We start from the raw sequence: 20,898 nt of genomic DNA on the forward strand, positions 1-20,898 counted from the left end.
CTCTACTCGCCGATATCCTCGCTCCACAGCGTCGGCTGGGCGGCGATAAAGCCTTGCATCATGTGCAGGCATTCGCTGTTGTGCAGCACGTCGAGTTGAACGCCGCGCTCGCGTAGCAGCGCTTCTTCACCGAGAAAGGTCTGGTTTTCGCCGATGATCACCTTGGGGATGCCATACAGCAGGATCGCCCCGCTGCACATCGCGCAGGGCGACAGGGTGGTGTAGAGGGTGCATTCGCGGTAGGTCTGCGCACTTTGTCGGCCGGCGTTTTCCAGGGCGTCCATCTCGCCGTGGCGGATGGCGCTGCCTTGTTGCACGCGGCGGTTGTGGCCACGGCCGATAATCTGACCGTTATGCACCAGCACCGAGCCAATCGGGATACCGCCTTCCGCCAGGCCCTGGCGGGCTTCGTCGATGGCCGCTTGCATAAACGTGTCCATGGTTCGCCCTCGCTAAAACTGCTCAGTTCACTGCTTTTTGCGTTGCCTGGCCTTGCTGCACGGTCCATTCCAGTACATCGCGTGCCAGTTGATCGCCAGCCTGGCCAAAGGCGTTGACCACCGCCGGCACCGAGGTGTCGCTGGCCGCTTGGCTGACTTCAAAGCGCCGGCTGGCGAGGATGCGCAGGCTGCCGCTCTGCACCAGGCGCGCTTCGAACAGGATGCGCGCGGTCGGGCGGCCGTTCTGGTATTCGCTGTGAAAGGCGCGCAAGTCGCCGTCCAGCTCAAGGTCGGCCTGCAGGCGGCTCTCATCGCTGCTCACGGCCTTGAGGCGGCCGTCGTCGAGGAAGGCATCGATCAGCCGGTCTCGCAGCAGCAGCGGTGCGCGGTCGCTCCAGCGCACGCCCTGGTAGGCGCTAATCTGGTCGCCCGGCGGCAATACAGCAATCCGCGTGCTGTCGAGCAGTTGGTTGCTGTAGGGCTTGTTCACTCGCAGCGCCCAATCAGCATTGGCGTCATGGCTGGGCAGGCTACTGGCGGGCAGGCGGTAGATGCTCAGCGCCTGGCTTTTCGGCAAGACCGAGCAGGCGGCCAGGCTGCCGATCAGCAGCAGGGCGGCGAGCAAGCGAAGACGACTCATGGTTGAAACTCCTTGATGGTTTCGCTGCGCAACAGGTAGCCGGCTGGATCTTCCTCCAGGCGGCGGGCGAATGAACGCAGGGTGCTGAGGGTTTCACGCAATTCGATAATGGTCGGGCCGAGCTCGTTGAAACCTTGCAGACCGCCATCGATGGCCTCGCGGTTGCTGTTGAGTATGCTTTCCACCTGGCCGCTGCTGCGTTCCAGGGAAGCCAGCATGCGGTTGGCATTGGCAAAGGCGGCGCGCCCATCGGTGTTGACCAACTGGTTGGCGTTACGCATTAGCTCGGCGGCTTCGTGGCTGGCGCTGCTGATCTGCTGTAGGGCCAGGCGCAGTTCGTCGCGCTGCTCGGCGACGCTGGCGCTGGTCTGCTCGATGTTTTTCAGGGTGTGCGTGATGCTTCTCACGTTGTTTTGGGAGAACACTTGATTGGCACGCTCAAGCAGGCTGGTGATGCTGATCATGAGGTCCTCGCCGTTGGCCATCAGGCGTGACAAAGGCGACGGATCGGCGATGATCTGCGCCCTCTGTCCGCCCTGCCCCTTGAGCAAGGGGCTCTCTGGGGTGCCGCTGTGCAGCTGGATCAGCGCCGCGCCAGTGATGCCCGTGATCGATAAGCGCGCGCGAGTGTCTTCCTTGATCGGCGTGTTGGCGCCGACCCGGATATGCGCATGCACCTTGCGTGGGTCGTCCTTGTCCAGGCTCAGGCTAATCACATCGCCGATCTTGATCCCGCTGTACTGCACGGCGCTGCCCTGGGACAGGCCGCTGACCGCCTCTTCGAAGATCACCTCGTAATCGTTGAACTCACTCTCTGAGTTAGCTGAGTTCAGCCACATGGCAAAGCCCAGTGCTGCGGCAACCATCAGCACGGTAAACAGGCCAATCAATACGTGGTGGGCACGCGGTTCCATTCAGTTGCTCCCTGGCGCGCGGTTGGCGGCCTGTTCGGCTGCGCGTCCGCGCGGGCCGTGAAAATAGTCGTGTATCCACGGGTTGTCGGTGGCGGCTACGACGTCGAGGCTATCGGCTACTAGCACGCGCTTTTCCGCCAATACGGCCACCCGATCGCAGATGGTGTAGAGCGTATCCAGGTCATGGGTAACCAGAAACACGCTGAGGCCCAGTGCATCACGCAGGGTCAGAATCAATTGATCGAAGGCCGCCGCGCCAATCGGGTCGAGCCCGGCGGTGGGTTCGTCGAGAAACAGAATGTCCGGTTCTAGGGCCAACGCCCTGGCTAGAGCGGCACGCTTGATCATGCCTCCGGACAGTTCGGTCGGATATTTGTCGCCAGCGTCGCGCGGCAGGCCAACCAGCGCCAGTTTGACCTGGGCCAGGCGTTCGGCGGCAGCGCGTGTGAGACCGGCATGTTCGAGCAGCGGTAGAGCGACGTTTTCGGTCACCGTCAGCGAGGAAAACAGCGCGCCGCGCTGATAGAGCACGCCGAAACGCCGCTCCAGCTGCGAGCGCTGCTCGGGTGACAGGCTCAGCAGTTCCTCGCCAAATACCCGTACGGTGCCAGAGTTGGCAGCGCGTAAGCCGAGAATGCTGCGCAGCAGTACTGACTTGCCGGTGCCCGAGCCGCCGACCACGCCGAGCACTTCGCCGCGGTACAGGTCCAGATCAAGGTCCTGGTGGACGGTCTGCGCGCCGAAGCGGTTGACCAGGTTGCGTACTTCGATAATCGCTTCGCCCGTCACCAGCCCATCTCCATCAGGAACAGCGCCGCCAGGGCGTCGAGCACGATCACCACGAAAATCGACTGGACCACGCTGGAGGTGGTGCGCTCGCCCACCGATTGCGCGCTACCGGTGACCTTGAAGCCTTCCAGACAGCCAATCACGGCAATCAGAAAAGCAAATACCGGCGCCTTGGCCATGCCCACCAGAAAGTGTTTGAGGGCGATATTTTCCTGCAGCATGGTCAGGTACATGGCCGGCGAGATATCCAGGCTTAGGGCACAGACCACTGCGCCGCCGAGGATGCCGCTGAGCATGGCGATAAAGGTGAGGATCGGCAGAGCGATCAGCAGGGCGAACACCCGTGGCAGCACCAGCAGCTCCAGCGGGTTGAGGCCGAGGGTGCGAATGGCGTCGATTTCTTCGTTGGCCTTCATCGAGCCGATTTGCGCAGTAAAGGCGCTGGCAGTGCGTCCGGCCATCAGAATGGCGGTGAGCAGCACGCCGAATTCCCGCAGAAAGGAGAACGCTACCAGATCGACCGTGTAGATGCTCGCGCCAAAGTCTGCGAGCACCGTGGCACCGAGAAAGGCCACCACCGCGCCGACCAGAAAGGTCAGCAGGGCGACGATGGGCACGGCATTCAGGCCGCTCTGTTGCAGATGTGCGACCAGCGAAGTGATGCGCCAGCGGCCGGGGCGCAGCAGGATGGCGAACATCGCCGCCAGGGTCATGCCGATAAAGCCGAGCAGCGCCACGCCTTGCTGCCAGAGCTCTTCCACAGCTTGGCCGATCTGCCCGAAAACCTCGCGCCAGGCGGGGATACGTTTGGTTGGCAGTGCATCGCCGGCATCCGCAATCGCGCTGCCAACCGTCTGCAGCAACGTGCGGCGCTCGCTGGCCAGGCCCGGTGCATCATTGGCCAGTTGCGCCAGGCGTTGGCTGCCAAGCAATTCCACCAGCAGCGCAGCGCCAGCGGTGTCCAACGCGCCAAGGTCTTGCAGGTCGATACTGGCGGCGCTGTTCAGCGTGCCGCGCAGTGCCAGCACCTCGGTTTCCAGGCTGGCGTAGTGAGGCAGCGTCCAGTCGCCGCCGATGCGCAAGCCAAAGGGCGCATCCGTGCGGCTGGATTCAAGCGGGGTGATAAAGGGGGCTGTGCTCATGGCACACAGCTTAACCTTCTAGCCGAGGCTACGCCCAGCCTGCTTGCGCTATATCTAGGTTTAACCGTCAGCAGTGATTTCAGCGATCAGCTCGCGCAGCGCCGCTTCGGCATCCTCGTTGGCCACCTGGCAGGTGCCGGCGTTGGCATGGCCGCCGCCGTTATAGCTCAGGCACAGCTCGCCGACATTGGTAGTGGAGCTGCGGTCGAGAATTGATTTGCCGATGGCGAACACGGTGTTTTGCTGTTTAACGCCCCACATCACGTGGATCGAGATATTGCACTGCGGGTACAGCGCATAGATGACGAAGCGGTTGACCGCATAGATGGTCTCCTCGTTGCGCAGATCCAGCACCACCAGGTTGTGGTAGACCGTGGCGCAGCGCTGGATCTGCGCCTTGGCCTCGCGCTGGTGCTCCAGATACAGCGCCACGCGCTCATCAACATCCGGCAATTCGAGGATTTCAGCAATGCCGTGGGTCTGGCAGAAGTCGATCAGCTGCATCATCAGTTGGTAGTTGGAGATACGGAAGTCGCGAAAACGGCCGAGGCCGGTGCGTGCATCCATGATAAAGCTCAGCAGTTCCCAGCCCTGCGGGTCGAGGATTTCGTCACGGCTGAATTGCGCGGCATCGGCCTTGTCCACAGCCTCCATCATTTCGTCCCAGTCACGCGGGAAGGCGTCGTGGCCGCCGTAGTGCTTCCACACCACCCTGGCTGCCGAGGGCGCATCGGCATCGATCAGGTGATTGCTCGCCGGCTGGTTGCGGATGGTTTCGCTGAGGTGGTGGTCAAACGCCAGGTAACAGCCGGGAACGTAGGGTAGGTTGGTGGTGATATCGTTGCTGGTGATCGCCACCTTGCCGTCCTGCATGTCCTTGGGGTGGACGAAGAGGATGTCGTCGATCAGGTTGAGGTGTTTGAGCAGGGCGGCGCACACCAGGCCGTCAAAATCACTGCGGGTGACCAAGCGGTAAAGACTGGACATAAAGCATCTCCGGATCGGGCAAGCGGCGGGAATAAACCAACAGGCCCTCTTCAAGGTAGCACGCAGTTTGCCCATCAGCCTGGGCGAAGGGGCTGCGTTTGCAGGCAGTTGCAGGTCGTCTCCAGGACAGCCCCAATGCTGCTCTCGCCATGCACCACATACGCTCGCTTTAGCCCTGATGAAATACCAGGGCCTTCAGGGCACTGTCCGGCTGGCTGTCGGGGAATTCCGGTGGGTTTGCAAGACGCTCGCTAAAGCGCAGGCTCGGCGCTTCGCTGGCCATGGTCTGGATCAGATAATCCGGGCCGATTTCTGGCTCATTGCTGCAGGCCAGTACCACTCCGTCCGCGCTCAACAGCTCGGGCAGACGGCGCAGGACCTTCGGGTAGTCCTTGCTCAGCACAAAACTGCCGCGCTGGAAGGACGGCGGGTCGATGATGATCAGGTCATAGGGGCCATATTTGCCCACCTTGCCCCAGGACTTGAACAGGTCGTGGCCGAGAAACACCACCTGGCTCAGGTCGTGCTGGTTTAGCCGGTGATTATCGCGACCCCGGCTGAGCGCGGCCCTGGCCATGTCCAGATTGACCACCTGACGCGCGCCGCCGGCCAGCGCCGCCACCGAGAAGCCGCAGGTGTAGGCGAACAGGTTGAGCACGCGCTTGCCCACCGCCTGCGCCTGCACCCATTGGCGACCATAACGCATATCGAGAAACAGCCCGCTGTTTTGCTTTTTACCCAGATCGAGCCGGTAGTGCAGACCGTGCTCGCAAATATCCCAGTGCTCAACCTGCTCGCCGAGTAGCCACAGGGTCGGGCTCTCGGGCAGGTAGCGCTGTTGCAGCAACAGGCTGTGTGCGCCGCTCTGCTGCCAGGCGACGGATTGACCGAGGTCGAGCAGCATCTGCTGCAATGCGGTCAGTTCAGCATCGCTCACCGGCTTGAATAGCGCCACCAGCAGCACGCCCTGCAGCCAATCCACGGTGACCTGCTCCAGCCCCGGCCAGCAGCGGCCACGGCCGTGAAACAGGCGGCGGGTTTCATTGGGCGGCGCAGTCAGGGCGTCGAGCAGGTGTTGCTGCAGGGTGGCGAGGGCGTCTGGGGTCATGGGCTGCGGTCGATTTGGCGAGGCGGCGATTTTAACAGGCGGTCGACTCGAATCGTCTGTATCGATGATTGTTATCGGTAAAGGCGTTTGGCTTTACCCATGGCAAGTGCCTAGCATTGCGGCCTTTCCCACCCTGTATACAAGGAACCCCCATGCATATCGATGAAGCCATCCGCAGCCGCCGCGCCGTCAAAGGTTATGACCCGGCATTTACCCTGAGTGACGCCGAGAAGGATGAGCTGCTGCAACTGGCCCTGCTCGCGCCATCGGCGTTCAATCTGCAGCACGTGCGCCTGGTCGAAGTCGGCGATCCGGCGCAACGTCAGCAGCTGCGCGAAGTGGCTTGGGGTCAGGCGCAGGTGACCGATGCGTCGATGCTGGTGGTGGTGTGCGCCAAGCTCGACAGCTGGCAGGAGGATGTCGGCCGTGTTTGGGACGGCGCTCCGCAAGAAGTGCAGGCCTATATGGCTGGCGCCATCGACACCTACTACCGCGACAAACCACAGGTGCAGCGCGATGAAACCATGCGCAGTTGCGGCCTGATGGCGCAGACCCTGATGCTCGCCGCACGCGGCAAAGGTCTGGATTCCTGCCCAATGGACGGCTTCGATTTCGATGCGGTGGCCAAGCTGATTAAGCTGCCGGCCAACCATGTGATCGCCCTGATGGTCGCCGTCGGCAAGAAAACCATCGAGCCCAAGCCGCGCATCGGCAAGCTGCCGTTTAACGAAGTGGTGTTGCGCAACAGCTTCTGATTACTGGGCAGATCTCTGAGCGTTTTGGTCATTCTTCAGCCATAACTGTGGTCAGCCTGCGCCTGATCACACCACTAAAGGTTGGATGACAAACGCGCTATTGGGGGTGAATCTGGCGGGCATTACCATAAGAAAAAGCCTGAGGAGCCCCCATGTCTGCCGAACATCTGGACGTCTTGATCATTGGTGCCGGCCTGTCCGGCATTGGTGCGGCCTACCACCTGATGAAGCACTGTCCCGGCAAACGCTTCGCCATCCTCGAAGGCCGTGCGGCTCTCGGCGGCACCTGGGACTTGTTCCGCTATCCGGGCATCCGTTCCGACTCGGACATGTTCACCCTCGGCTACAACTTCAAACCCTGGACCAACCCGCTGGCGATTGCCGACGGCCCGTCGATCCGCAGTTATATCGAGGAAACCGCGCAGGAAAACGGTATCCAGGAACATATCCGCTTTCAGCACAAGGTGCTCAAGGCCGACTGGTGCAGCGAGCGCGCCACCTGGACCCTGCAGGTGCAGCGCGGCGACGAGCCTGAGCCGATCAAGCTGAGCTGCCAGCACCTGCTGATGTGCACCGGCTATTACCGCTACGAAGCGGGCTATACCCCGCAATTCAAAGGCCGCGAACAGTTCCAGGGCGAATTTATTCACCCGCAGCTGTGGCCGGATAACTTCGACTACAGCGGCAAGAGCGTGGTGGTAATCGGCAGCGGCGCGACGGCGGTGACCCTGGTGCCGGCGATGACCGACAAAGCCAAGCACGTGACCATGCTGCAACGCTCGCCGACCTATGTAGTGAGCCTGCCCCAGGGCGATCCGATTTCCGCCTTCCTGCGCCGTTTCCTGCCGGAAACCTGGGTTTACCGCCTGGCGCGCACGCGCAACGTGGCGGTGCAGCTGGGCTTCTACAAACTGTCCAAAGCCTTCCCCAGCCTGGTGCGCAAAGCCTTGCTCGGTATGGCCCGGCATCAGTTGGGTAAGGACTTCGACATGCGCCACTTCAGCCCGCACTACAAACCCTGGGATGAGCGGGTGTGTGCTGTGCCCAATGGCGACCTGTTCAAGGTACTGCGCCAGGGCAAGGCCTCAGTGGTGACTGAACATATCGATGGCTTTACCGCCAAGGGCATCCGCCTGAAGTCCGGTCAGGAGCTGCCAGCGGATGTGATTATCAGCGCCACCGGCCTGGAGCTGCAGCTGTTTGGCGGCATGCAGGTGGCAGTGGATGGCGTACCCTTCGATGCGGCCAAGAGCATGGGCTATCGCGGCATTATGCTGCGTGATTTGCCCAATGCCGCCGTGGTGCTGGGTTACACCAATGCCAGCTGGACGCTCAAGGCGGATCTTTCCAGCGAATACTTCTGCCGGCTGATCAACCATATGGATGCCAACGGCATGCGCCAATGCACCCCGCGTGACACGGCGCGGCAGGTTAAAAATGCGCCGTTCCTCGACCTGGCCAGCGGCTATATCAAACGCGCAGCGGACAAGATCCCCAGTCAGGGTGATCGCGCGCCGTGGAAGCTCTATCAGAATTACCTGCTGGATCTGGCGCTGCTGCGTTATGGCAAGGTTGAGGACGGTTACCTGGAGTTCAGTTCACCGCATGTCGGCGAGTCAGCCGCTACAGCCACCGCTGTCTAAACTGCAAAACAATGTAAGCCAAACGCTATGGCTGCTTGGCGCATTATGCTTACAGAGATGTGGCCATTTGCCGCTTTAGAAGCAGGCACAGGGCCACTATTCTTTGTGACTGAGATCACGGATGAATGAGCCAGGTGATTCTGGCTGTTGTCACAGAGGAGTCCTCTAGAGGATGAGCAGAATGGAATCGCTTCAGCAAGAACAACGCTACCTGCCAGCACTGCGGGCGCATATCGACAAACTGCTGGCCAAAGGCTGGGTGATCGCCGAGCGCAGCCCGCTGACCCTGCAGTCCGGGCGCAAGACCTATATGGTTGTGCACGGGATGTTGATTGGTGATAACGCGTTTTAACCTGCGCTCCACCACTTTCCCGGGCCGCTGCCGATCACGATGATCGGCAGCGGCCTTTTTTGTGGCCCGCCATTTTTGTTTGTATCAACCCGTATGACGCGGCAGTTGCCATTGGGTCGCCGCCAGCCAGTCGGCAAAGGCCGCTGGCGGTAGCGGTTTACTGAGCAAGTAGCCCTGGGCGACATCGCAGCCGAGCTGGTCCAGGCGGTCGAGAATGCCCTCGGTTTCCACCCCTTCGGCGACTATCTTCAGGCCCATGTTGTGGCCCAGTTCGATGGTCGAGCGGACGATGATGTCGTCATCGGGGTTGCTTAGCAGGTCCTGGACGAAGGATTTGTCGATCTTCAGCTCATGTACCGGCAGGCGCTTGAGCTGGGCCATGCTCGAAGTAGCCGGTGCCGTAGTCGTCGATTGATAGCTGCACGCCAAGTTCGCACAGCTGCTGCAATTGGCCCATGGCCAGCTCCGGGTCGGCCATCACCGCGCTCTCGGTGATTTCCACCACCAGGCTGCCCGGCGCGACGCCATGCTCGGCCAGTTGCGCGGCGATAAAGCCGGCAAACTGCGCATCGGCCAGGTCCAGTGCGGAGACGTTGATCGCGGTCTTCAGATCCAACCCCTGCTCCTGCCAGGCACGGCTCTGCGCCACGGCGGTGCGCACCACCCAGCGGGTCAGGGCGCAGACGTTGCCGGTCTGTTCGGCCAGGGGGATAAATTCGTCCGGCGCAATAAAGCCGTGTACCGGGTGAATCCAGCGCACCAGGCATTCCACGCCATACAGGCTGCGTGCGCGGATATTCAGTTTGGGCTGGAAGTACAGGCTGAGCTGGCCACCTTCCACCGCGCCTTTTAATTCGCTCATCAGGGCCAGGCGCAGCAGGCTGTGGCGGTCCAGTTCCGGGCGGTAGAGGGCGTAGGGCGAGCGCTGCGCCTTGCCCAGGTACATCGCCACTTCGGCATGCTGCAGCAGGCTGCCGGCGCTTTCCCCATGATCCGGATACAGGGCGATGCCAATCGTGGCGTTGAGGGTCATGCTGATGCCGCGCACGGCGAAGGACTCGCGCAGAGCGGCGCGGTAATGCTCGGCGGCGGGGATAACCTGGCCCGGCTGACAGCGTGCAATCAGCAGGGCAAACTCGTCGCCACCCAGGCGCGCCAGTTGTTCGTCTGGGCGCAGCAGCGCCTGCAGGCGTGCGGCGAGCTGACAGAGCAACTGGTCGCCGGCCTCGTGGCCGAGGGTGTCGTTAAGGTCCTTGAAGTTGTCCAGGTCCATCAGCAATACCGCCACACCTTCGCCACCTGATGCCTGGGCGATGGCCTGTTGCAGCTCGGCGACAAAGCGGTTGCGGTTGGCCAGTTCGGTCAGCGGGTCGCGGTAGGCGAGAAAGCTGATGGTGGTTTCGCGCTCGGCAATGCCTTGCTGCATGGCGACGAACTCGCGGGCCAGCAAGCCGATTTCACCACTGGCTTGGGTGGCCGGCACCTGCATCGCCGCCTGATAGTCGCCACTGGCGATGCGCCGCACGGTGTCGACCATTTGGCTTAGCGGGCGGCTGACCGTATTGGCGATCCACAGGGCGCCGAGGCCAGCGAGCAGCAAGGCAATGGCGAAGATGGCTGCCAGTTGCCATTGCAGCGGCTGGTAATCGGCCAGCTCGGCGGACAGCGAGCGCATCAGCAGCACCTGCAGGCCACCGCTGGTGCCGCTTAGCGGGGCGCGCAGGGCCACCTGCTCCAGGCCCTGCAATTCGAAGCGAAATACGCCCTCGGCATTCGGCAGCAGCTGACTGGCCAGCTCGGCCCGTGGCAGCGCAGGCAGATTGCTGGCCAGTACCCGGTACTGGCCGGGGCTGCCGTCGAGCAGGGCCACGTCAGCGCCACTGAGGCGGGCCAGGTGCGCGGTGGCTTGGTCGTCCAGCTCGAAGGCCATCAACAGCCAGCCCATCAGGTTGGGTCGCGGCGCGAAGATCGGCGTGGCGTTGATATGCAGCACCCGCTCGCCGAAGACTACCAGGCGCTCTGCGCTCTGCGGCTCGTCCTCATCCAGCAGGTCATCCCATGGCAGCGCGGCGCCGGGCAGCAATTCGCCGCTGGTACCTGCCAGAATCAGCCCTTCGGGTGCGCTGACCAGGGCAAAGTTGGCCTGGCTGCGCGAGGTAAACGACTCCAGCGCGGCGGACAGTGATTGCGCCTCCTGCTGCGGGCTGGCGATCAGGTCGGCGATTTCGCCGAGCAGGGTAAAGTCCTTGGCGATCAGGTCAGCCATGGCGCTCTGCGCCTGACGGCGGCTCTGTAGCTCGTTACTTAGCACTGCATGGGCGAAGTTCAACTGCCCGGCCACCTGGCTCAGGGTGTGCTGGTAGGTGGAGCGGTAGACCAGCGCCAGCAGCAAAACCATCACCGCCAGCAACAACAGCAGAAAGAAGCCGAGAATCTTACCGCGTAGGGTCATGGCACGTAGCCGCCTTTGCCCTGTGGCCGCATGGCGGGCGCTTTGGGCCGTGGGTCGCGTTTCAGCGCGCGGGTGAGTTGCCAGGTCAGCGCGCCGTCGCTGGGTACTGCGCGGCTCATGCCTTCCTGCGGGTCGGCGATGCGTGGGTGCCAAAGGTGCAGGGTTTGCCCGGTGGCGGCATCGAATTGCAGACGGGCTTTGCCCTGGCTGTCGGTCTGGGCGAACCAGGGTGTGTCGAGCACCAGAATAAAACCGAGCATCCAGTCATGGATATTGCAGCCCAGGGTGACCAGGCCGGGTTGGTCGAAACGCATCTCCTGGGGCGCGGCCTTCTGCTGGTGCAGGCGCAGCTCGAAGCGCTTGGCCGGCGAGAAGGAGTAGACGTGGTGGTTGATCGGGTCGGAGTTGGGGAAGCTCACCGTAGTGCCCACCTGCACTGGCAGGATATAGGGGGTGAACTGGCGTTTTTTCTGATCCATCAGCGCTTTGGCAGGCTGAGTTTGCGTTGGCCCTGGCTCAACCCAGAGCACCGCATCGCTAAGTGGTTTGCCCTGCTTGTCGAGGAGCACGATGTCCAAATTATTGGCCTGGGCCAGTGTGCCCAGCAGCGCTAGCAGCAGTGCCAAAGCCGATTTCAACATAATCAATTCCCCAAGGCTGCACGACAGTAGCCGTCAGTATAGGAAGGCTGTGTGCGGCTGCCGGGTGATCAGCGTTGGGCGACCAGTAGAGCCTGCTCGATCAGCCAGTGCAGCGCCGGGTCGCGCTGGCCAGGGGGTGATCGCGGCGCAGGGCCAGTTGCAGGGTTTCACTCATCCAGTGTTGACGGTTGAACGGCGCGTGCGCTGCACTGTGTAGGAGCCAGCGTGCTGGCGATCCATGCCACTATCGTCAGCAAGCTGGCTCCTATATGAAAGTTACATAACAACAAGAGGACGCCCCATGCTGCCCTTTAGCTTTGCCACCACCGCGCAAATTCTCTGCGAGATCGGCGCGTCGCAACGTCTGGCCGAGTTATGCCGCGAGCGCGGCGCGCAACGGGTGCTGATCGTCACCGATCCGGGTATCAGCAAGCTCGGCTTACTGGCGGATGTGCTGCCAGGCTTTGCCCGCACGGAGTTGACGGTCGAGGTGTTCGATCAGGTGGTCGCTGACCCGCCCGAAGCCATTCTGCTGGCGGCGGTTGAACAGGCCAAGGCGCTCAAGGCGCAGCTGATCGTTGGTTTTGGCGGCGGCAGTTCGATGGATGTGGCCAAGCTGGTGGCGCTGCTGGCGCACCCCGACTGTGGCCAGGAGCTGGCGCAGATCTATGGCGTCGGCAATGCCCGGGGTCAGCGCTTGCCGCTGATCCTGGTGCCAACCACCGCCGGCACCGGTTCGGAAGTCACGCAGATTTCCATTATCACCACCGGCGAAACCAGCAAAATGGGCGTGGTATCCCCCCTGCTGCTGCCGGACCTGGCGCTGCTCGATGCCGAACTGACCCTCGGCCTGCCGCCGGCGGTCACCGCCGCCACCGGTATCGACGCTATGGTGCATGCCATCGAGGCCTATACCAGTGCGCTGAAAAAGAACCCGCTATCCGACCTGCTGGCCCGCGAAGCGCTGCGCCTGCTGGCGGCCAATCTGGATGAAGTGGTGCATAACGGCGGCAACCGCGAGGCGCGTCAGGCCATGCTGCTGGGCTCCTGCCTAGCCGGCCAGGCGTTTGCCAACGCGCCGGTGGCAGCGGTGCATGCCCTGGCTTATCCGCTGGGCGGGCACTTCCATATTCCCCACGGCCTGTCTAATGCCCTGGTTTTGCCGCATGTGCTGGGCTTTAACGCCAATGCGGCCGCGCCGCTGTATGCCGAGCTGGCAGCGCTGGTGTTGGGTGAGCAGCTGCGCGCGGGTAGCGCGTTGCAGCAGACCGAGCAGTTTATCGGTGCCATGGCCGATTTCAGTGTGCGCAGCGGCCTGCCGACACGCCTGCGTGATGCCGGCGTGCCGCAGGGCATGCTGCCGACCCTGGCTCGCGACGCCATGCAGCAACAGCGCTTGCTGGTAAATAACCCACGGGAAATGACCGAAGCCCATGCATTGGCCATCTACCAGGTGGCTTATTAAGGCCGTTTTGTCTCTGTAAGCGTTCTCGACGCGTAGGAGCGGCCTTGACCGCGATTGGCGATCAACGCGCCACTGAAATTCGCGGGCATGGCCCGCTCCTACAAAAGCAGGAACGCTTGCAGATCTCCGCTCATTACAAGGACTCCAAATGAACCAGCCCCAACATCTGCGCAGCGATTACCGGCACTTCCAGCCAATCACCACGCGCTGGCATGACAACGACGTCTACGGACACGTTAACAACGTCACCTACTACAGCTTCTTCGACAGCGCGGTGAATACCTACCTGATCGAAGTTGGCGGCCTGGATATCCATAACGGCGAGGTGGTGGGCTTTGTGGTCAGCTCCAGCTGCGATTACTTCGCCTCCATCGCCTTCCCCGAGCGCATCGAGATTGGCCTGCGGGTTGGCAAGCTGGGCAACAGTTCAGTGCAGTACGAGTTAGCTGTGTTCAAAGCGGATGAAGACCAGGCCTGTGCGGCGGGGCGCTTTGTGCATGTCTTCGTCGACCGCAACAGCAACCGCCCGGTGAGCATTCCCGAGAACCTGCGGGCGGCGCTTACGGTGTTGTTGATGGCGCCGACTTTGTAGGAGGCGCTTTAGCGGCGAGCTTTCCAGCCTTCCCAGATAAACAAAAAGCCGCTTTTTAATAAGCGGCTTTTTGTTGTCAGCACTCGGTACTTAGTGGTGTTTTTTCTTTTTATGCTTTTTGTGTTTCTTGCCGTTGTCGTGGCCGCGATCACGTTCGCTGCCACCGGCGTATTCGTTGGCCAGCGCGCCACCGGCTGCGCCGCCCAGGCCTGCGCCGATGGTCGAACCGGTGCTGCCGCCGACCTTGTTACCCAGTACCGAGCCGCCCGCCGCGCCCAGGCCGCCGCCCAGTGCAGCTTCGGTCTTGCTGCCGTCGCGCGCGGTAATTACCCCGCCCGCTGCGCCACCCAGGCCCGCGCCAATCGCCGCGCCGGTGCTACCACCAACTTGCTGGCCGATCACATTGCCCAGGGCGCCGCCCACACCGCCACCAATGGCGACTTTGCCGGTATCGCCCGCGAAGGCAAGGGGGGAGGCCAGAGCGCTGAACAGCAATGCTGAAAATAATGTACGCATACGGCAGACCTTCTCGACTAAATGGGTGTGCGGACCTAGGCCTTTATTTTTAAAAGACGAATTATCCGCGCACAGTCTTAGAGGGCGTTTTGCCGAAAAATTCCCTGCCACTGGTCGCGCGGTGATCATCGCCATACACCCGCATCAAAGAATGCGCGCTTCGGCGTTATGCGCCTGCAAACGAATCGCCACGTACTTCGAAGTTGGGGTAAAGCTGCCCGCGCCATAGCTCTGCAGCGGCACCAGGGGGTTGGCTTCCGGGTAGTAGGCGGCGGCCTGGCCGGCGGGAATGTCGAAGGCCAGCAGGGTAAAGCCGACGACCTTGCGCTCGATGCCGTCATCCCAGATGGACTGGATGTCGACCTGCTGCCCCGGCTGAAAGCCCAGCCGCAGGATGTCCGCCTCATTAACGAACAGCACCTGACGCTGGCCTTTGACCCCACGGTAGCGGTCGTCCAGGCCATAGATGGTGGTGTTGTACTGATCGTGGGAGCGCAGCGTCTGCAGGATCAGGTCCGGCGTTTGCCCGGTGCTGCGCACCTGTGGCGGCAGCAGGTCGGCGGGCAGCGGGTTGGCCTTGAAGTTGGCCTTGTGGCTAGGGGTGAGCCAGCGTCGTTCGGCAGCGGCGTTGCCCAGGTAGAAGCCGCCGGGGTGTTGCAGGCGTTGGTTGAAGTCGCTGAAACCGGGGATGGTCTCGGCAATCAGTTCGCGGATGCGCCGGTAATCGGCAATCAGCGCGTCCCAGTCCACCGGATGATCACCCAGGGTGGCCTTGGCGATACCGGCGATGATCGCCGGCTCCGAACGCATCTGTGGCGAAAGCGGTTCGAGCTGGCCGTAGGAGGCGTGGATCATGCTGAACGAGTCCTCCACGGTCACCGCCTGCGGGCCGCCGGCCTGGTGGTCGATGTCGGTGCGCCCCAGGCACGGCAGAATCAGCGCGTACGTACCGGTGGTCAGGTGGCTGCGGTTGAGCTTGGTGCTCATCTGCACGGTCAGCGCGCAGCGGCTTAGCGCTGCGTGGCTGCGCGGGCTGTCCGGGGTGGCCTGGGCGAAGTTGCCGCCAAGGCCGATAAACACCTTGGCCTGACCGTCGAGCATGGCGTTAATCGCCTCGACGGTGTTGTGGCCCTGCGCGCGCGGCACTTGGAAGTTAAAGCGCTGCTCCAGGGCGTCGAGAAAAGCTGCGGTTGGGCGCTCATTGATGCCCATGGTGCGGTCGCCCTGCACGTTGCTGTGGCCGCGCACCGGACACAGGCCGGCGCCGGGGCGGCCGAGGTTGCCGCGTAGCAGCTGCAGGTTGGCGATTTCCTGAATGGTCGCCACCGAGTTGTGGTGCTGGGTGATACCCATGGCCCAGCAGATAATCACCCGCTCGGCGCGGCGGTAAAGCAGGGCGGCGTGTTTCAGTTCGTCCAGACTCAGGCCGGATTGCTCGACCAACGAATCCCAGCTGCTGGCATCCAGCAGCGCCAGGTAATCGTCCACGCCAGCGGTGTGTTCGGCAATAAACGCCAGGTCGAACACCGCCGGTTCGCCATTAGCCAGCGCTTCGCGGTGCCACTGCAGGAGGAATTTGGCCATGCCGCGCAGGGCGGCCATATCGCCACCCAGGGCCGGGCGGAAGAACGCAGTGTTGAGCGGCTCGGAGCCGTTAGCCAGCATCTCCAGGGCATGTTGCGGGTGCTGGAAACGCTCCAGACCGCGCTCCTTCAGCGGGTTAAAGCACACCACCTGGGCGCCGCGTTTCACCGCCTCGCGCAGCGGTTCGAGCATGCGCGGGTGGTTGGTGCCGGGGTTCTGCCCGAGCACGAAGATCGCATCGCTGTGTTCGAAGTCGGCGAAGGTCACGCTGCCCTTGCCCACCCCCACGCTTTGCCCGAGGGCTACGCCGCTGGCTTCGTGGCACATGTTCGAGCAGTCGGGAAAGTTGTTGCTGCCAAAGGCGCGGACAAACAGCTGATACAGATAAGCCGCCTCGTTGCTGGCGCGGCCGGAGGTGTAGAACTCGGCTTGATTGGGGCTTTCGAGGCCCTTGAGGTGCTCGGCGATCAGGGCGAATGCGGCGTCCCAACTGATCGGCCGGTAATGATCGCTGGCGCTGTCATAGCGCATCGGTTCGGTCAGGCGGCCCTGGTATTCGAGCCAATAATCGCTTTGTTCGCGCAGCTGGCTGACGCTGTAGCGGGCGAAGAAGGCGGCATCCACGCGGCGCTTGGTGGCTTCCCAGTTGACCGCCTTGGCGCCGTTTTCGCAGAACTTGATGCGGCCATCCTCCGGCGAATCCCCCCAGGCGCAGCCAGGGCAGTCGAAGCCGCCGTGCTGGTTGGTTTTGAGCAAGGCGCGCAGGTTTTTGAACGGCTGCTTACTGTCCAGCCAAAAGTGCGTCACGCTGCGCAGCGCGCCCCAACCGGCGGCAGCGCCGGTGTAGGGTTTATAGCGTGGCTTGATCGGTTGCAGGCTCATGAGCGGGCGACTCCGGGTGCGGCTGGGCTGTACACTCGTGGCGCGCTGTGCTGGGGCAGGTGGATCAGGTTGAGGTTGTGCTGGCGCGCCCACTGCACGCTGAGGGTGGTCGGCGCGGACAGGCTGACCAGGGTGCCGATGCCGGCGCGCAGGGCCTTGTGAATCAGCTCCAGGCTGCAGCGGCTGGTCACCACGGCAAAGCCCTGGCGCGGGTCTTTACCTTCGCGATGCAGGGCGCCAAGCAGCTTGTCGAGGGCGTTATGTCGGCCGATATCTTCGCGGCACAGGCGGATCTGCCCCTTGCCGTCGACAAACAGCGCGGCATGCACTGCGCCGCTATGCCGGGCCATGGTCTGTACCGTGTGAATTCGCGAACGCAGGCCTTGCAGGTGGGCGGCTGCTGGCAGCGGACTGGGCGTGAGGCTTTGCAGGTGCGGCAGGGCTTGTTCCAGCGCTTCGACCCCGCACAGACCGCAGCCGCTGTTGCCGGCCAGGGTGCGACGTTGCTGCTTGAGCGCCCAGAACGCGCGGTTGCTAACCTGCACCTCGGCGTGGATGGCGCTGTCATGCTGCTGGAGGCGGATATCGTAGATCTCATCGAAGCTATCGATCAGGCCGGCGCTGAGGCTGAAACCGTAGATAAAGTCTTCAAGATCACTGGGCGAGACCATCATCACGCTGTGGCTGATGCCGTTGTAGCTGATCGCTAGGGCGCACTCTTGGGCGAGCACGGCGTCGGCGCTTTGCGCAGTTTGGTCGAGCGCCGCGTAGCTATAACCAGCGCTGGAAGTGGGCGGGTTGAACGCATCGAGGTAAAGGGTACGAGCGACGTTGCGGAGCATGGGCGGCTCCCTGCGGCGAAATAACTCAATCATCCTAGGCCGCTGATAAAGGCACGTCTAATCGCCATTGCCGATAGTGTGATCGATGCTGTCTATCGTGCTGGATGGGTTGAATTCGTAGCCTGGATGCAATCCAGGGCATCGGCGGTGGCCTTGACCCAACTCCCCGGATTTCATCCGGGCTACGGGGTAAGCGCTGCCTTTTGCAGCAACGCTAGCGCTTCGGCAAAGCAGGCTTCGGCCAGTGCCGAGCGCGGCGCGCTGCGGCGCAGAATCAACCCCAGTGGGGCGAGGGTATGGGCATCTTCGATGGGCGTCAGCGCCAAGTGCTCGGTGAACTCGGCCAAGCCGCCGTTGAGCGGCATGATCGCGCAGCACAGCCCGGCGCTGACCGCTTGCAGCAGTTGATGCACGGCATCGGTTTCCAGTCGTGGGTTGGGCGTCAGGCCACGGGAGCGGAAGCTGTGGTCGATGGATTGGCGAAAGTGCATGCCGGCCGAAAGCAGCCCCAGCGGCAGGTCGATCAGGCTTTCCCAGCGCAGCGCCGGGCGGGTGAACTGGAAATGCCGGCGGTCATACAGCAGGCCCATGCGCGTCTCGGCTAGCTCCAGGCTGTCGAAATGCTCAGGGTTGAGGCGGTCGAGGTAGGACAGGCCTAGGTCGAGCTGATTGCGCCCCAGGCGTTCAAGAATCTCCTCGTTGCTCAAGGCAAACAGCTGAAAACGCAGCCCAGGATGTTGTTCGGCAAAGAACTGCACCAGGCGCATCGGATCGAAACCGGCCAGCGGCACCACGCCCAGGCGAAGGGTGCCGACCAGTTGTCCACGGCAGGCGGCTGCTTCCGCATACAGGCCATCGTGCGCGGCCATCAGGCTACGTGCCCAGGCGAGGATACGCTCACCTTCGGCACTGAATCCCTCGAAACGCTGGCCACGATGCACCAGCTCCAGGTCCAGTTCGTCTTCCAGCTGACGCAAGCGCATCGACAGGGTCGGCTGGGTGATATGGCAACGCGCGGCGGCCTGGCCGAAGTGGCGGGCTTCATCCAGGGCGATGAGGAATTTCAGCTGTTTGATATCCACCGTGAATCCTTCAACGCCCAGGGTTTTGCCGATTCTAGCAGGCAGTTGCGAGCCGCTAGGCGCTGAATACCGCCAATGGTGCGGCCTGCAGCGACAGCACAGGGTGTGGCACCTTTGTCATCAATCAGGGTCTAGACTTCTGGCTCCGGGCGCTGTCGCCCGGCCACTTTCCATGGAATAAGAGGAAGCCTTATGAGTCTGTTTGCCTTTGTCAAAGAAGCCGGTACGAAACTCTGGGAATCATTGGTCGGCCAGGAAGCCCAGGCGGCCGAATCACTGACTGCGCACGTGGCCAAGGTGGGCCTGGGTAACCCGAATATTCAGGTCAGCGTCGAGGGTGAGAAAGTTATTGTCCAAGGTGAAGTGGCTAGTCAGGAAGAGAAGGAGAAAATCCTGCTGGCCCTGGGCAACGTCGCTGGCGTGGCCGAAGTGGAGGACCATATCAGCGTGACCACACCGACTCCGGCGGCGCGCTTTGTCACGGTGAAAAAGGGCGACACCCTGAGCGCGATTGCCAAGGCCGAATACGGCAACGCCAATGACTACCCGAAAATCTTTGAAGCTAACAAGCCGATGCTCAGCCACCCGGACAAGATCTATCCGGGCCAGGTACTGCGTATTCCGGAGTAGAGCGCTTCGCCTGCCAATCCGTAGCCTGGATGAAATCCGGGGCGGTTTGGTGGTACCTGCCCCGGATTACATCCGGGCTACAGGCTTTGCAGCAGTTCGCGGTAATCCTCCACGGCAGCAAATTCCTCGGTGTCCTTCGGCGCCGCCTGGCTATCGGGCTGGCGCACGGCGAGCAGGTGGCTGACGCCAAAACGCCCGGCGCTACGCAGGATCGGCAGGCTGTCATCGATAAACAGGCTGCGCGCCGGATCGAAGCTGATGTCCTGCTGCAGGGCGTGCCAGAACTGCTGGTCTTCCTTGGGGAAGCCATAGTCGTGGGAGCTGATCAGTCGGTCGAAATAGGGCGCCAATTCGATGCGCTCCAGCTTTAGCGACAGCGAATCGCGGTGCGCGTTGGTGATCAGCACCACCTGTTTGCCGGCGTGGCGCAGGGCCTGAATAAAGGTGTCGGCGTCCGGGCGCAGGGCGATCAGGTGCGCCACTTCGCGCTTGAGGTCGCGGATCGACAACTTCAGCTCGCGGCTCCAGAAATCCGTGCAGTACCAGTTGAGCGTGCCGGCGTGCTCGCGAAACAGCGGCAGCAGTTCGGCTTCGGCCAGCGCGCGGCTGATGCCGTGATGCTCGGCATAGCGCTGCGGCAGGTGCTGCAACCAGAAGTGGTTGTCGAAGTGCAGGTCGAGCAGGGTACCGTCCATATCCAGCAGGACGGTGTCGATGGCGTTCCAGGGCAACAAGGGCATGCGCAGTTCTTCGGGCTGATGTGCAGGGAGTCGCGATTTGCGCCGTGGGCGTCGTGATCGCGCAATCTCCTACGCAGATAATAGGAAAAGCCGCGTTATGATAACCCGCTATGTCCTGCCCAGGAGCCGCCCCATGCGTCAGAAACCCACCGTACTCGCCCGCGAAATCGTCGCCAGCAGCCGCCTGTTCCGGGTCGAGGAGCTGCAACTGCGCTTCAGTAACGGCGTGGAGCGCACCTATGAGCGACTGGTGGGCAAAGGCGCAGGCTATGGCGCGGTGATGGTAGTGGCGATGATCGATGACGAGCATGCGTTGCTGGTCGAGGAGTATTGCGGCGGCACCGATGACTACCAGCTGTCACTGCCCAAGGGGTTGATCGAGCCGGGCGAGGATGTGCTGGAAGCGGCCAACCGCGAACTCAAGGAAGAAGCCGGCTTTGGCGCGCAGCACCTGGAACTGCTGGCAGAGCTAAGCCTGTCGCCAGGCTATATGAGCCAGAAGATTCAGGTGGTGCTGGCCTCGGGGCTGTATGAGGAACGCCTGCCGGGCGATGAGCCGGAGCCGATGCGCGTCGACCAGACCAGCTTGCGCGAGCTGTCGAGCTTGATCCAGCATCCGCAATTTACCGAAGGCCGCGCCCTGGCCGCGCTCTACCTGGCCCGCGATGTGCTGACTCAGCGTGGGATCTTTAAACCATGAGC

22 protein-coding genes are annotated in these 20,898 nt (G+C 62.4%); 7 read left to right on the top strand and 15 right to left on the bottom strand.

All coding sequences use genetic code 11. The features are described 5' to 3' along the window. Positions 1 to 2: 2 nt before the first annotated feature. The 7 genes from AC0T4W_RS19880 to AC0T4W_RS19910 all read right to left on the bottom strand — a co-directional run bounded on the left by AC0T4W_RS19880 (position 3) and on the right by AC0T4W_RS19910 (position 6,020). On the bottom strand, positions 3 to 440 hold the full coding sequence (locus tag AC0T4W_RS19880) for a nucleoside deaminase (RefSeq protein ID WP_476321950.1): 438 nt from the start codon (positions 438 to 440) through the stop codon (positions 3 to 5). A gap of 22 nt (positions 441 to 462) precedes the next feature. After that, entirely contained in the window at positions 463 to 1,080 is a 618-nt protein-coding gene (locus AC0T4W_RS19885) for an ABC-type transport auxiliary lipoprotein family protein (RefSeq protein ID WP_476321952.1), read from the bottom strand. Beyond that, positions 1,077 to 1,994: an MlaD family protein gene (locus AC0T4W_RS19890; RefSeq protein ID WP_476321954.1), complete on the bottom strand. Its 918-nt coding sequence runs from the start codon at positions 1,992 to 1,994 to the stop codon at positions 1,077 to 1,079. Before AC0T4W_RS19890 ends, AC0T4W_RS19885 begins: the two co-directional genes overlap by 4 nt. Continuing rightward, positions 1,995 to 2,783: an ABC transporter ATP-binding protein gene (locus tag AC0T4W_RS19895; RefSeq protein ID WP_476321956.1), complete on the bottom strand. Its 789-nt coding sequence runs from the start codon at positions 2,781 to 2,783 to the stop codon at positions 1,995 to 1,997. Continuing rightward, the gene (locus AC0T4W_RS19900; protein WP_476321958.1) at positions 2,780 to 3,925 is read right to left on the bottom strand and encodes an MlaE family ABC transporter permease; all 1,146 of its coding nucleotides are present in this window, start codon (positions 3,923 to 3,925) and stop codon (positions 2,780 to 2,782) included. The genes AC0T4W_RS19895 and AC0T4W_RS19900 overlap by 4 nt, the downstream gene beginning before the upstream one ends. A gap of 60 nt (positions 3,926 to 3,985) precedes the next feature. Next, the gene (locus tag AC0T4W_RS19905; protein ID WP_476321960.1) at positions 3,986 to 4,912 is read right to left on the bottom strand and encodes a hypothetical protein; all 927 of its coding nucleotides are present in this window, start codon (positions 4,910 to 4,912) and stop codon (positions 3,986 to 3,988) included. 169 nt (positions 4,913 to 5,081) lie between these two features. Beyond that, positions 5,082 to 6,020 carry a class I SAM-dependent methyltransferase gene (locus AC0T4W_RS19910; RefSeq protein ID WP_476321962.1) on the bottom strand — a complete coding sequence of 313 codons (939 nt, stop codon included), beginning with the start codon at positions 6,018 to 6,020 and terminating at the stop codon, positions 5,082 to 5,084. Between the two features lie 152 nt (positions 6,021 to 6,172). Here AC0T4W_RS19910 and AC0T4W_RS19915 point away from each other — a divergent pair, with 152 nt between their 5' ends. The 3 genes from AC0T4W_RS19915 to AC0T4W_RS19925 all read left to right on the top strand — a co-directional run bounded on the left by AC0T4W_RS19915 (position 6,173) and on the right by AC0T4W_RS19925 (position 8,770). Further along, a complete protein-coding gene (locus tag AC0T4W_RS19915) occupies positions 6,173 to 6,775 on the top strand; it encodes a nitroreductase family protein (protein ID WP_476321964.1) in 603 nt (200 codons plus the stop codon). 152 nt (positions 6,776 to 6,927) lie between these two features. After that, on the top strand, positions 6,928 to 8,418 hold the full coding sequence (locus AC0T4W_RS19920; protein ID WP_476321966.1) for a flavin-containing monooxygenase: 1,491 nt from the start codon (positions 6,928 to 6,930) through the stop codon (positions 8,416 to 8,418). 181 nt (positions 8,419 to 8,599) lie between these two features. After that, positions 8,600 to 8,770: a hypothetical protein gene (locus AC0T4W_RS19925; protein WP_476321968.1), complete on the top strand. Its 171-nt coding sequence runs from the start codon at positions 8,600 to 8,602 to the stop codon at positions 8,768 to 8,770. A gap of 84 nt (positions 8,771 to 8,854) precedes the next feature. Here AC0T4W_RS19925 and AC0T4W_RS19930 read toward each other — a convergent pair whose 3' ends face one another. From AC0T4W_RS19930 to AC0T4W_RS19940, 3 genes are read right to left on the bottom strand one after another with little or no spacing between them, the layout of a single operon-like run. Further along, positions 8,855 to 9,151, bottom strand: coding sequence for an EAL domain-containing protein (locus AC0T4W_RS19930; RefSeq protein WP_476321970.1), 297 nt, complete (start codon positions 9,149 to 9,151; stop codon positions 8,855 to 8,857). After that, positions 9,120 to 11,222 carry a putative bifunctional diguanylate cyclase/phosphodiesterase gene (locus AC0T4W_RS19935; protein WP_476321972.1) on the bottom strand — a complete coding sequence of 701 codons (2,103 nt, stop codon included), beginning with the start codon at positions 11,220 to 11,222 and terminating at the stop codon, positions 9,120 to 9,122. The genes AC0T4W_RS19930 and AC0T4W_RS19935 overlap by 32 nt, the downstream gene beginning before the upstream one ends. After that, positions 11,219 to 11,863: a methylamine utilization protein gene (locus AC0T4W_RS19940; protein WP_476321974.1), complete on the bottom strand. Its 645-nt coding sequence runs from the start codon at positions 11,861 to 11,863 to the stop codon at positions 11,219 to 11,221. Before AC0T4W_RS19940 ends, AC0T4W_RS19935 begins: the two co-directional genes overlap by 4 nt. Before the next feature lie 301 nt (positions 11,864 to 12,164). On the opposite strand from AC0T4W_RS19940, the gene AC0T4W_RS19945 reads away from it, so the two are divergent. Both AC0T4W_RS19945 and AC0T4W_RS19950 read left to right on the top strand, forming a co-directional pair. Then, the gene (locus AC0T4W_RS19945) at positions 12,165 to 13,328 is read left to right on the top strand and encodes an iron-containing alcohol dehydrogenase (RefSeq protein ID WP_476321976.1); all 1,164 of its coding nucleotides are present in this window, start codon (positions 12,165 to 12,167) and stop codon (positions 13,326 to 13,328) included. Between the two features lie 148 nt (positions 13,329 to 13,476). Beyond that, the gene (locus AC0T4W_RS19950; protein ID WP_476321978.1) at positions 13,477 to 13,920 is read left to right on the top strand and encodes an acyl-CoA thioesterase; all 444 of its coding nucleotides are present in this window, start codon (positions 13,477 to 13,479) and stop codon (positions 13,918 to 13,920) included. A 90-nt stretch (positions 13,921 to 14,010) separates the two neighbouring features. Here the strand turns inward: AC0T4W_RS19950 and AC0T4W_RS19955 are convergent, their stop codons facing one another. The 4 genes from AC0T4W_RS19955 to AC0T4W_RS19970 all read right to left on the bottom strand — a co-directional run bounded on the left by AC0T4W_RS19955 (position 14,011) and on the right by AC0T4W_RS19970 (position 18,826). Next, positions 14,011 to 14,436: a glycine zipper domain-containing protein gene (locus AC0T4W_RS19955; RefSeq protein ID WP_476321980.1), complete on the bottom strand. Its 426-nt coding sequence runs from the start codon at positions 14,434 to 14,436 to the stop codon at positions 14,011 to 14,013. Positions 14,437 to 14,580: 144 nt separating this feature from the next. Then, a complete protein-coding gene (locus AC0T4W_RS19960) occupies positions 14,581 to 16,902 on the bottom strand; it encodes an FdhF/YdeP family oxidoreductase (RefSeq protein WP_476321982.1) in 2,322 nt (773 codons plus the stop codon). After that, positions 16,899 to 17,744, bottom strand: coding sequence for a formate dehydrogenase accessory sulfurtransferase FdhD (gene fdhD, locus AC0T4W_RS19965; RefSeq protein ID WP_476321984.1), 846 nt, complete (start codon positions 17,742 to 17,744; stop codon positions 16,899 to 16,901). Before fdhD ends, AC0T4W_RS19960 begins: the two co-directional genes overlap by 4 nt. 182 nt (positions 17,745 to 17,926) lie before the next feature. Then, complete coding sequence (locus AC0T4W_RS19970; RefSeq protein ID WP_476321986.1) at positions 17,927 to 18,826, bottom strand: LysR family transcriptional regulator; 900 nt, start codon at positions 18,824 to 18,826, stop codon at positions 17,927 to 17,929. A 192-nt stretch (positions 18,827 to 19,018) separates the two neighbouring features. Between AC0T4W_RS19970 and lysM the strand changes: the two genes are divergently transcribed. After that, on the top strand, positions 19,019 to 19,456 hold the full coding sequence (gene lysM / locus AC0T4W_RS19975) for a peptidoglycan-binding protein LysM (protein WP_476321988.1): 438 nt from the start codon (positions 19,019 to 19,021) through the stop codon (positions 19,454 to 19,456). A gap of 77 nt (positions 19,457 to 19,533) precedes the next feature. On the opposite strand, the gene yrfG is transcribed toward lysM, so the two are convergent. Next, positions 19,534 to 20,196: a GMP/IMP nucleotidase gene (gene yrfG / locus AC0T4W_RS19980; RefSeq protein WP_476321990.1), complete on the bottom strand. Its 663-nt coding sequence runs from the start codon at positions 20,194 to 20,196 to the stop codon at positions 19,534 to 19,536. A 133-nt stretch (positions 20,197 to 20,329) separates the two neighbouring features. On the opposite strand from yrfG, the gene nudE reads away from it, so the two are divergent. Next, on the top strand, positions 20,330 to 20,896 hold the full coding sequence (nudE, locus tag AC0T4W_RS19985) for an ADP compounds hydrolase NudE (RefSeq protein ID WP_476321992.1): 567 nt from the start codon (positions 20,330 to 20,332) through the stop codon (positions 20,894 to 20,896). The last annotated feature ends 2 nt before the right edge of the window (positions 20,897 to 20,898 follow it).

It is taken from the genome of Pseudomonas sp. C7.1 (assembly GCF_056312395.1).

Coding starts and splice junctions, on each gene's coding strand:
- fdhD (WP_476321984.1), bottom strand. CDS start 17,744: ATGCTCCGCAACGTCGCTCGTACCCTTTACCTCGATGCGTTCAACCCG.
- AC0T4W_RS19960 (WP_476321982.1), bottom strand. CDS start 16,902: ATGAGCCTGCAACCGATCAAGCCACGCTATAAACCCTACACCGGCGCT.
- AC0T4W_RS19880 (WP_476321950.1), bottom strand. CDS start 440: ATGGACACGTTTATGCAAGCGGCCATCGACGAAGCCCGCCAGGGCCTG.
- AC0T4W_RS19915 (WP_476321964.1), top strand. CDS start 6,173: ATGCATATCGATGAAGCCATCCGCAGCCGCCGCGCCGTCAAAGGTTAT.
- AC0T4W_RS19950 (WP_476321978.1), top strand. CDS start 13,477: ATGAACCAGCCCCAACATCTGCGCAGCGATTACCGGCACTTCCAGCCA.
- nudE (WP_476321992.1), top strand. CDS start 20,330: ATGCGTCAGAAACCCACCGTACTCGCCCGCGAAATCGTCGCCAGCAGC.
- AC0T4W_RS19900 (WP_476321958.1), bottom strand. CDS start 3,925: ATGAGCACAGCCCCCTTTATCACCCCGCTTGAATCCAGCCGCACGGAT.
- AC0T4W_RS19940 (WP_476321974.1), bottom strand. CDS start 11,863: ATGTTGAAATCGGCTTTGGCACTGCTGCTAGCGCTGCTGGGCACACTG.
- AC0T4W_RS19910 (WP_476321962.1), bottom strand. CDS start 6,020: ATGACCCCAGACGCCCTCGCCACCCTGCAGCAACACCTGCTCGACGCC.
- yrfG (WP_476321990.1), bottom strand. CDS start 20,196: ATGCCCTTGTTGCCCTGGAACGCCATCGACACCGTCCTGCTGGATATG.
- AC0T4W_RS19955 (WP_476321980.1), bottom strand. CDS start 14,436: ATGCGTACATTATTTTCAGCATTGCTGTTCAGCGCTCTGGCCTCCCCC.
- AC0T4W_RS19930 (WP_476321970.1), bottom strand. CDS start 9,151: ATGGCCCAGCTCAAGCGCCTGCCGGTACATGAGCTGAAGATCGACAAA.
- AC0T4W_RS19905 (WP_476321960.1), bottom strand. CDS start 4,912: ATGTCCAGTCTTTACCGCTTGGTCACCCGCAGTGATTTTGACGGCCTG.
- AC0T4W_RS19890 (WP_476321954.1), bottom strand. CDS start 1,994: ATGGAACCGCGTGCCCACCACGTATTGATTGGCCTGTTTACCGTGCTG.
- AC0T4W_RS19925 (WP_476321968.1), top strand. CDS start 8,600: ATGGAATCGCTTCAGCAAGAACAACGCTACCTGCCAGCACTGCGGGCG.
- AC0T4W_RS19920 (WP_476321966.1), top strand. CDS start 6,928: ATGTCTGCCGAACATCTGGACGTCTTGATCATTGGTGCCGGCCTGTCC.
- AC0T4W_RS19935 (WP_476321972.1), bottom strand. CDS start 11,222: ATGACCCTACGCGGTAAGATTCTCGGCTTCTTTCTGCTGTTGTTGCTG.
- AC0T4W_RS19945 (WP_476321976.1), top strand. CDS start 12,165: ATGCTGCCCTTTAGCTTTGCCACCACCGCGCAAATTCTCTGCGAGATC.
- lysM (WP_476321988.1), top strand. CDS start 19,019: ATGAGTCTGTTTGCCTTTGTCAAAGAAGCCGGTACGAAACTCTGGGAA.
- AC0T4W_RS19885 (WP_476321952.1), bottom strand. CDS start 1,080: ATGAGTCGTCTTCGCTTGCTCGCCGCCCTGCTGCTGATCGGCAGCCTG.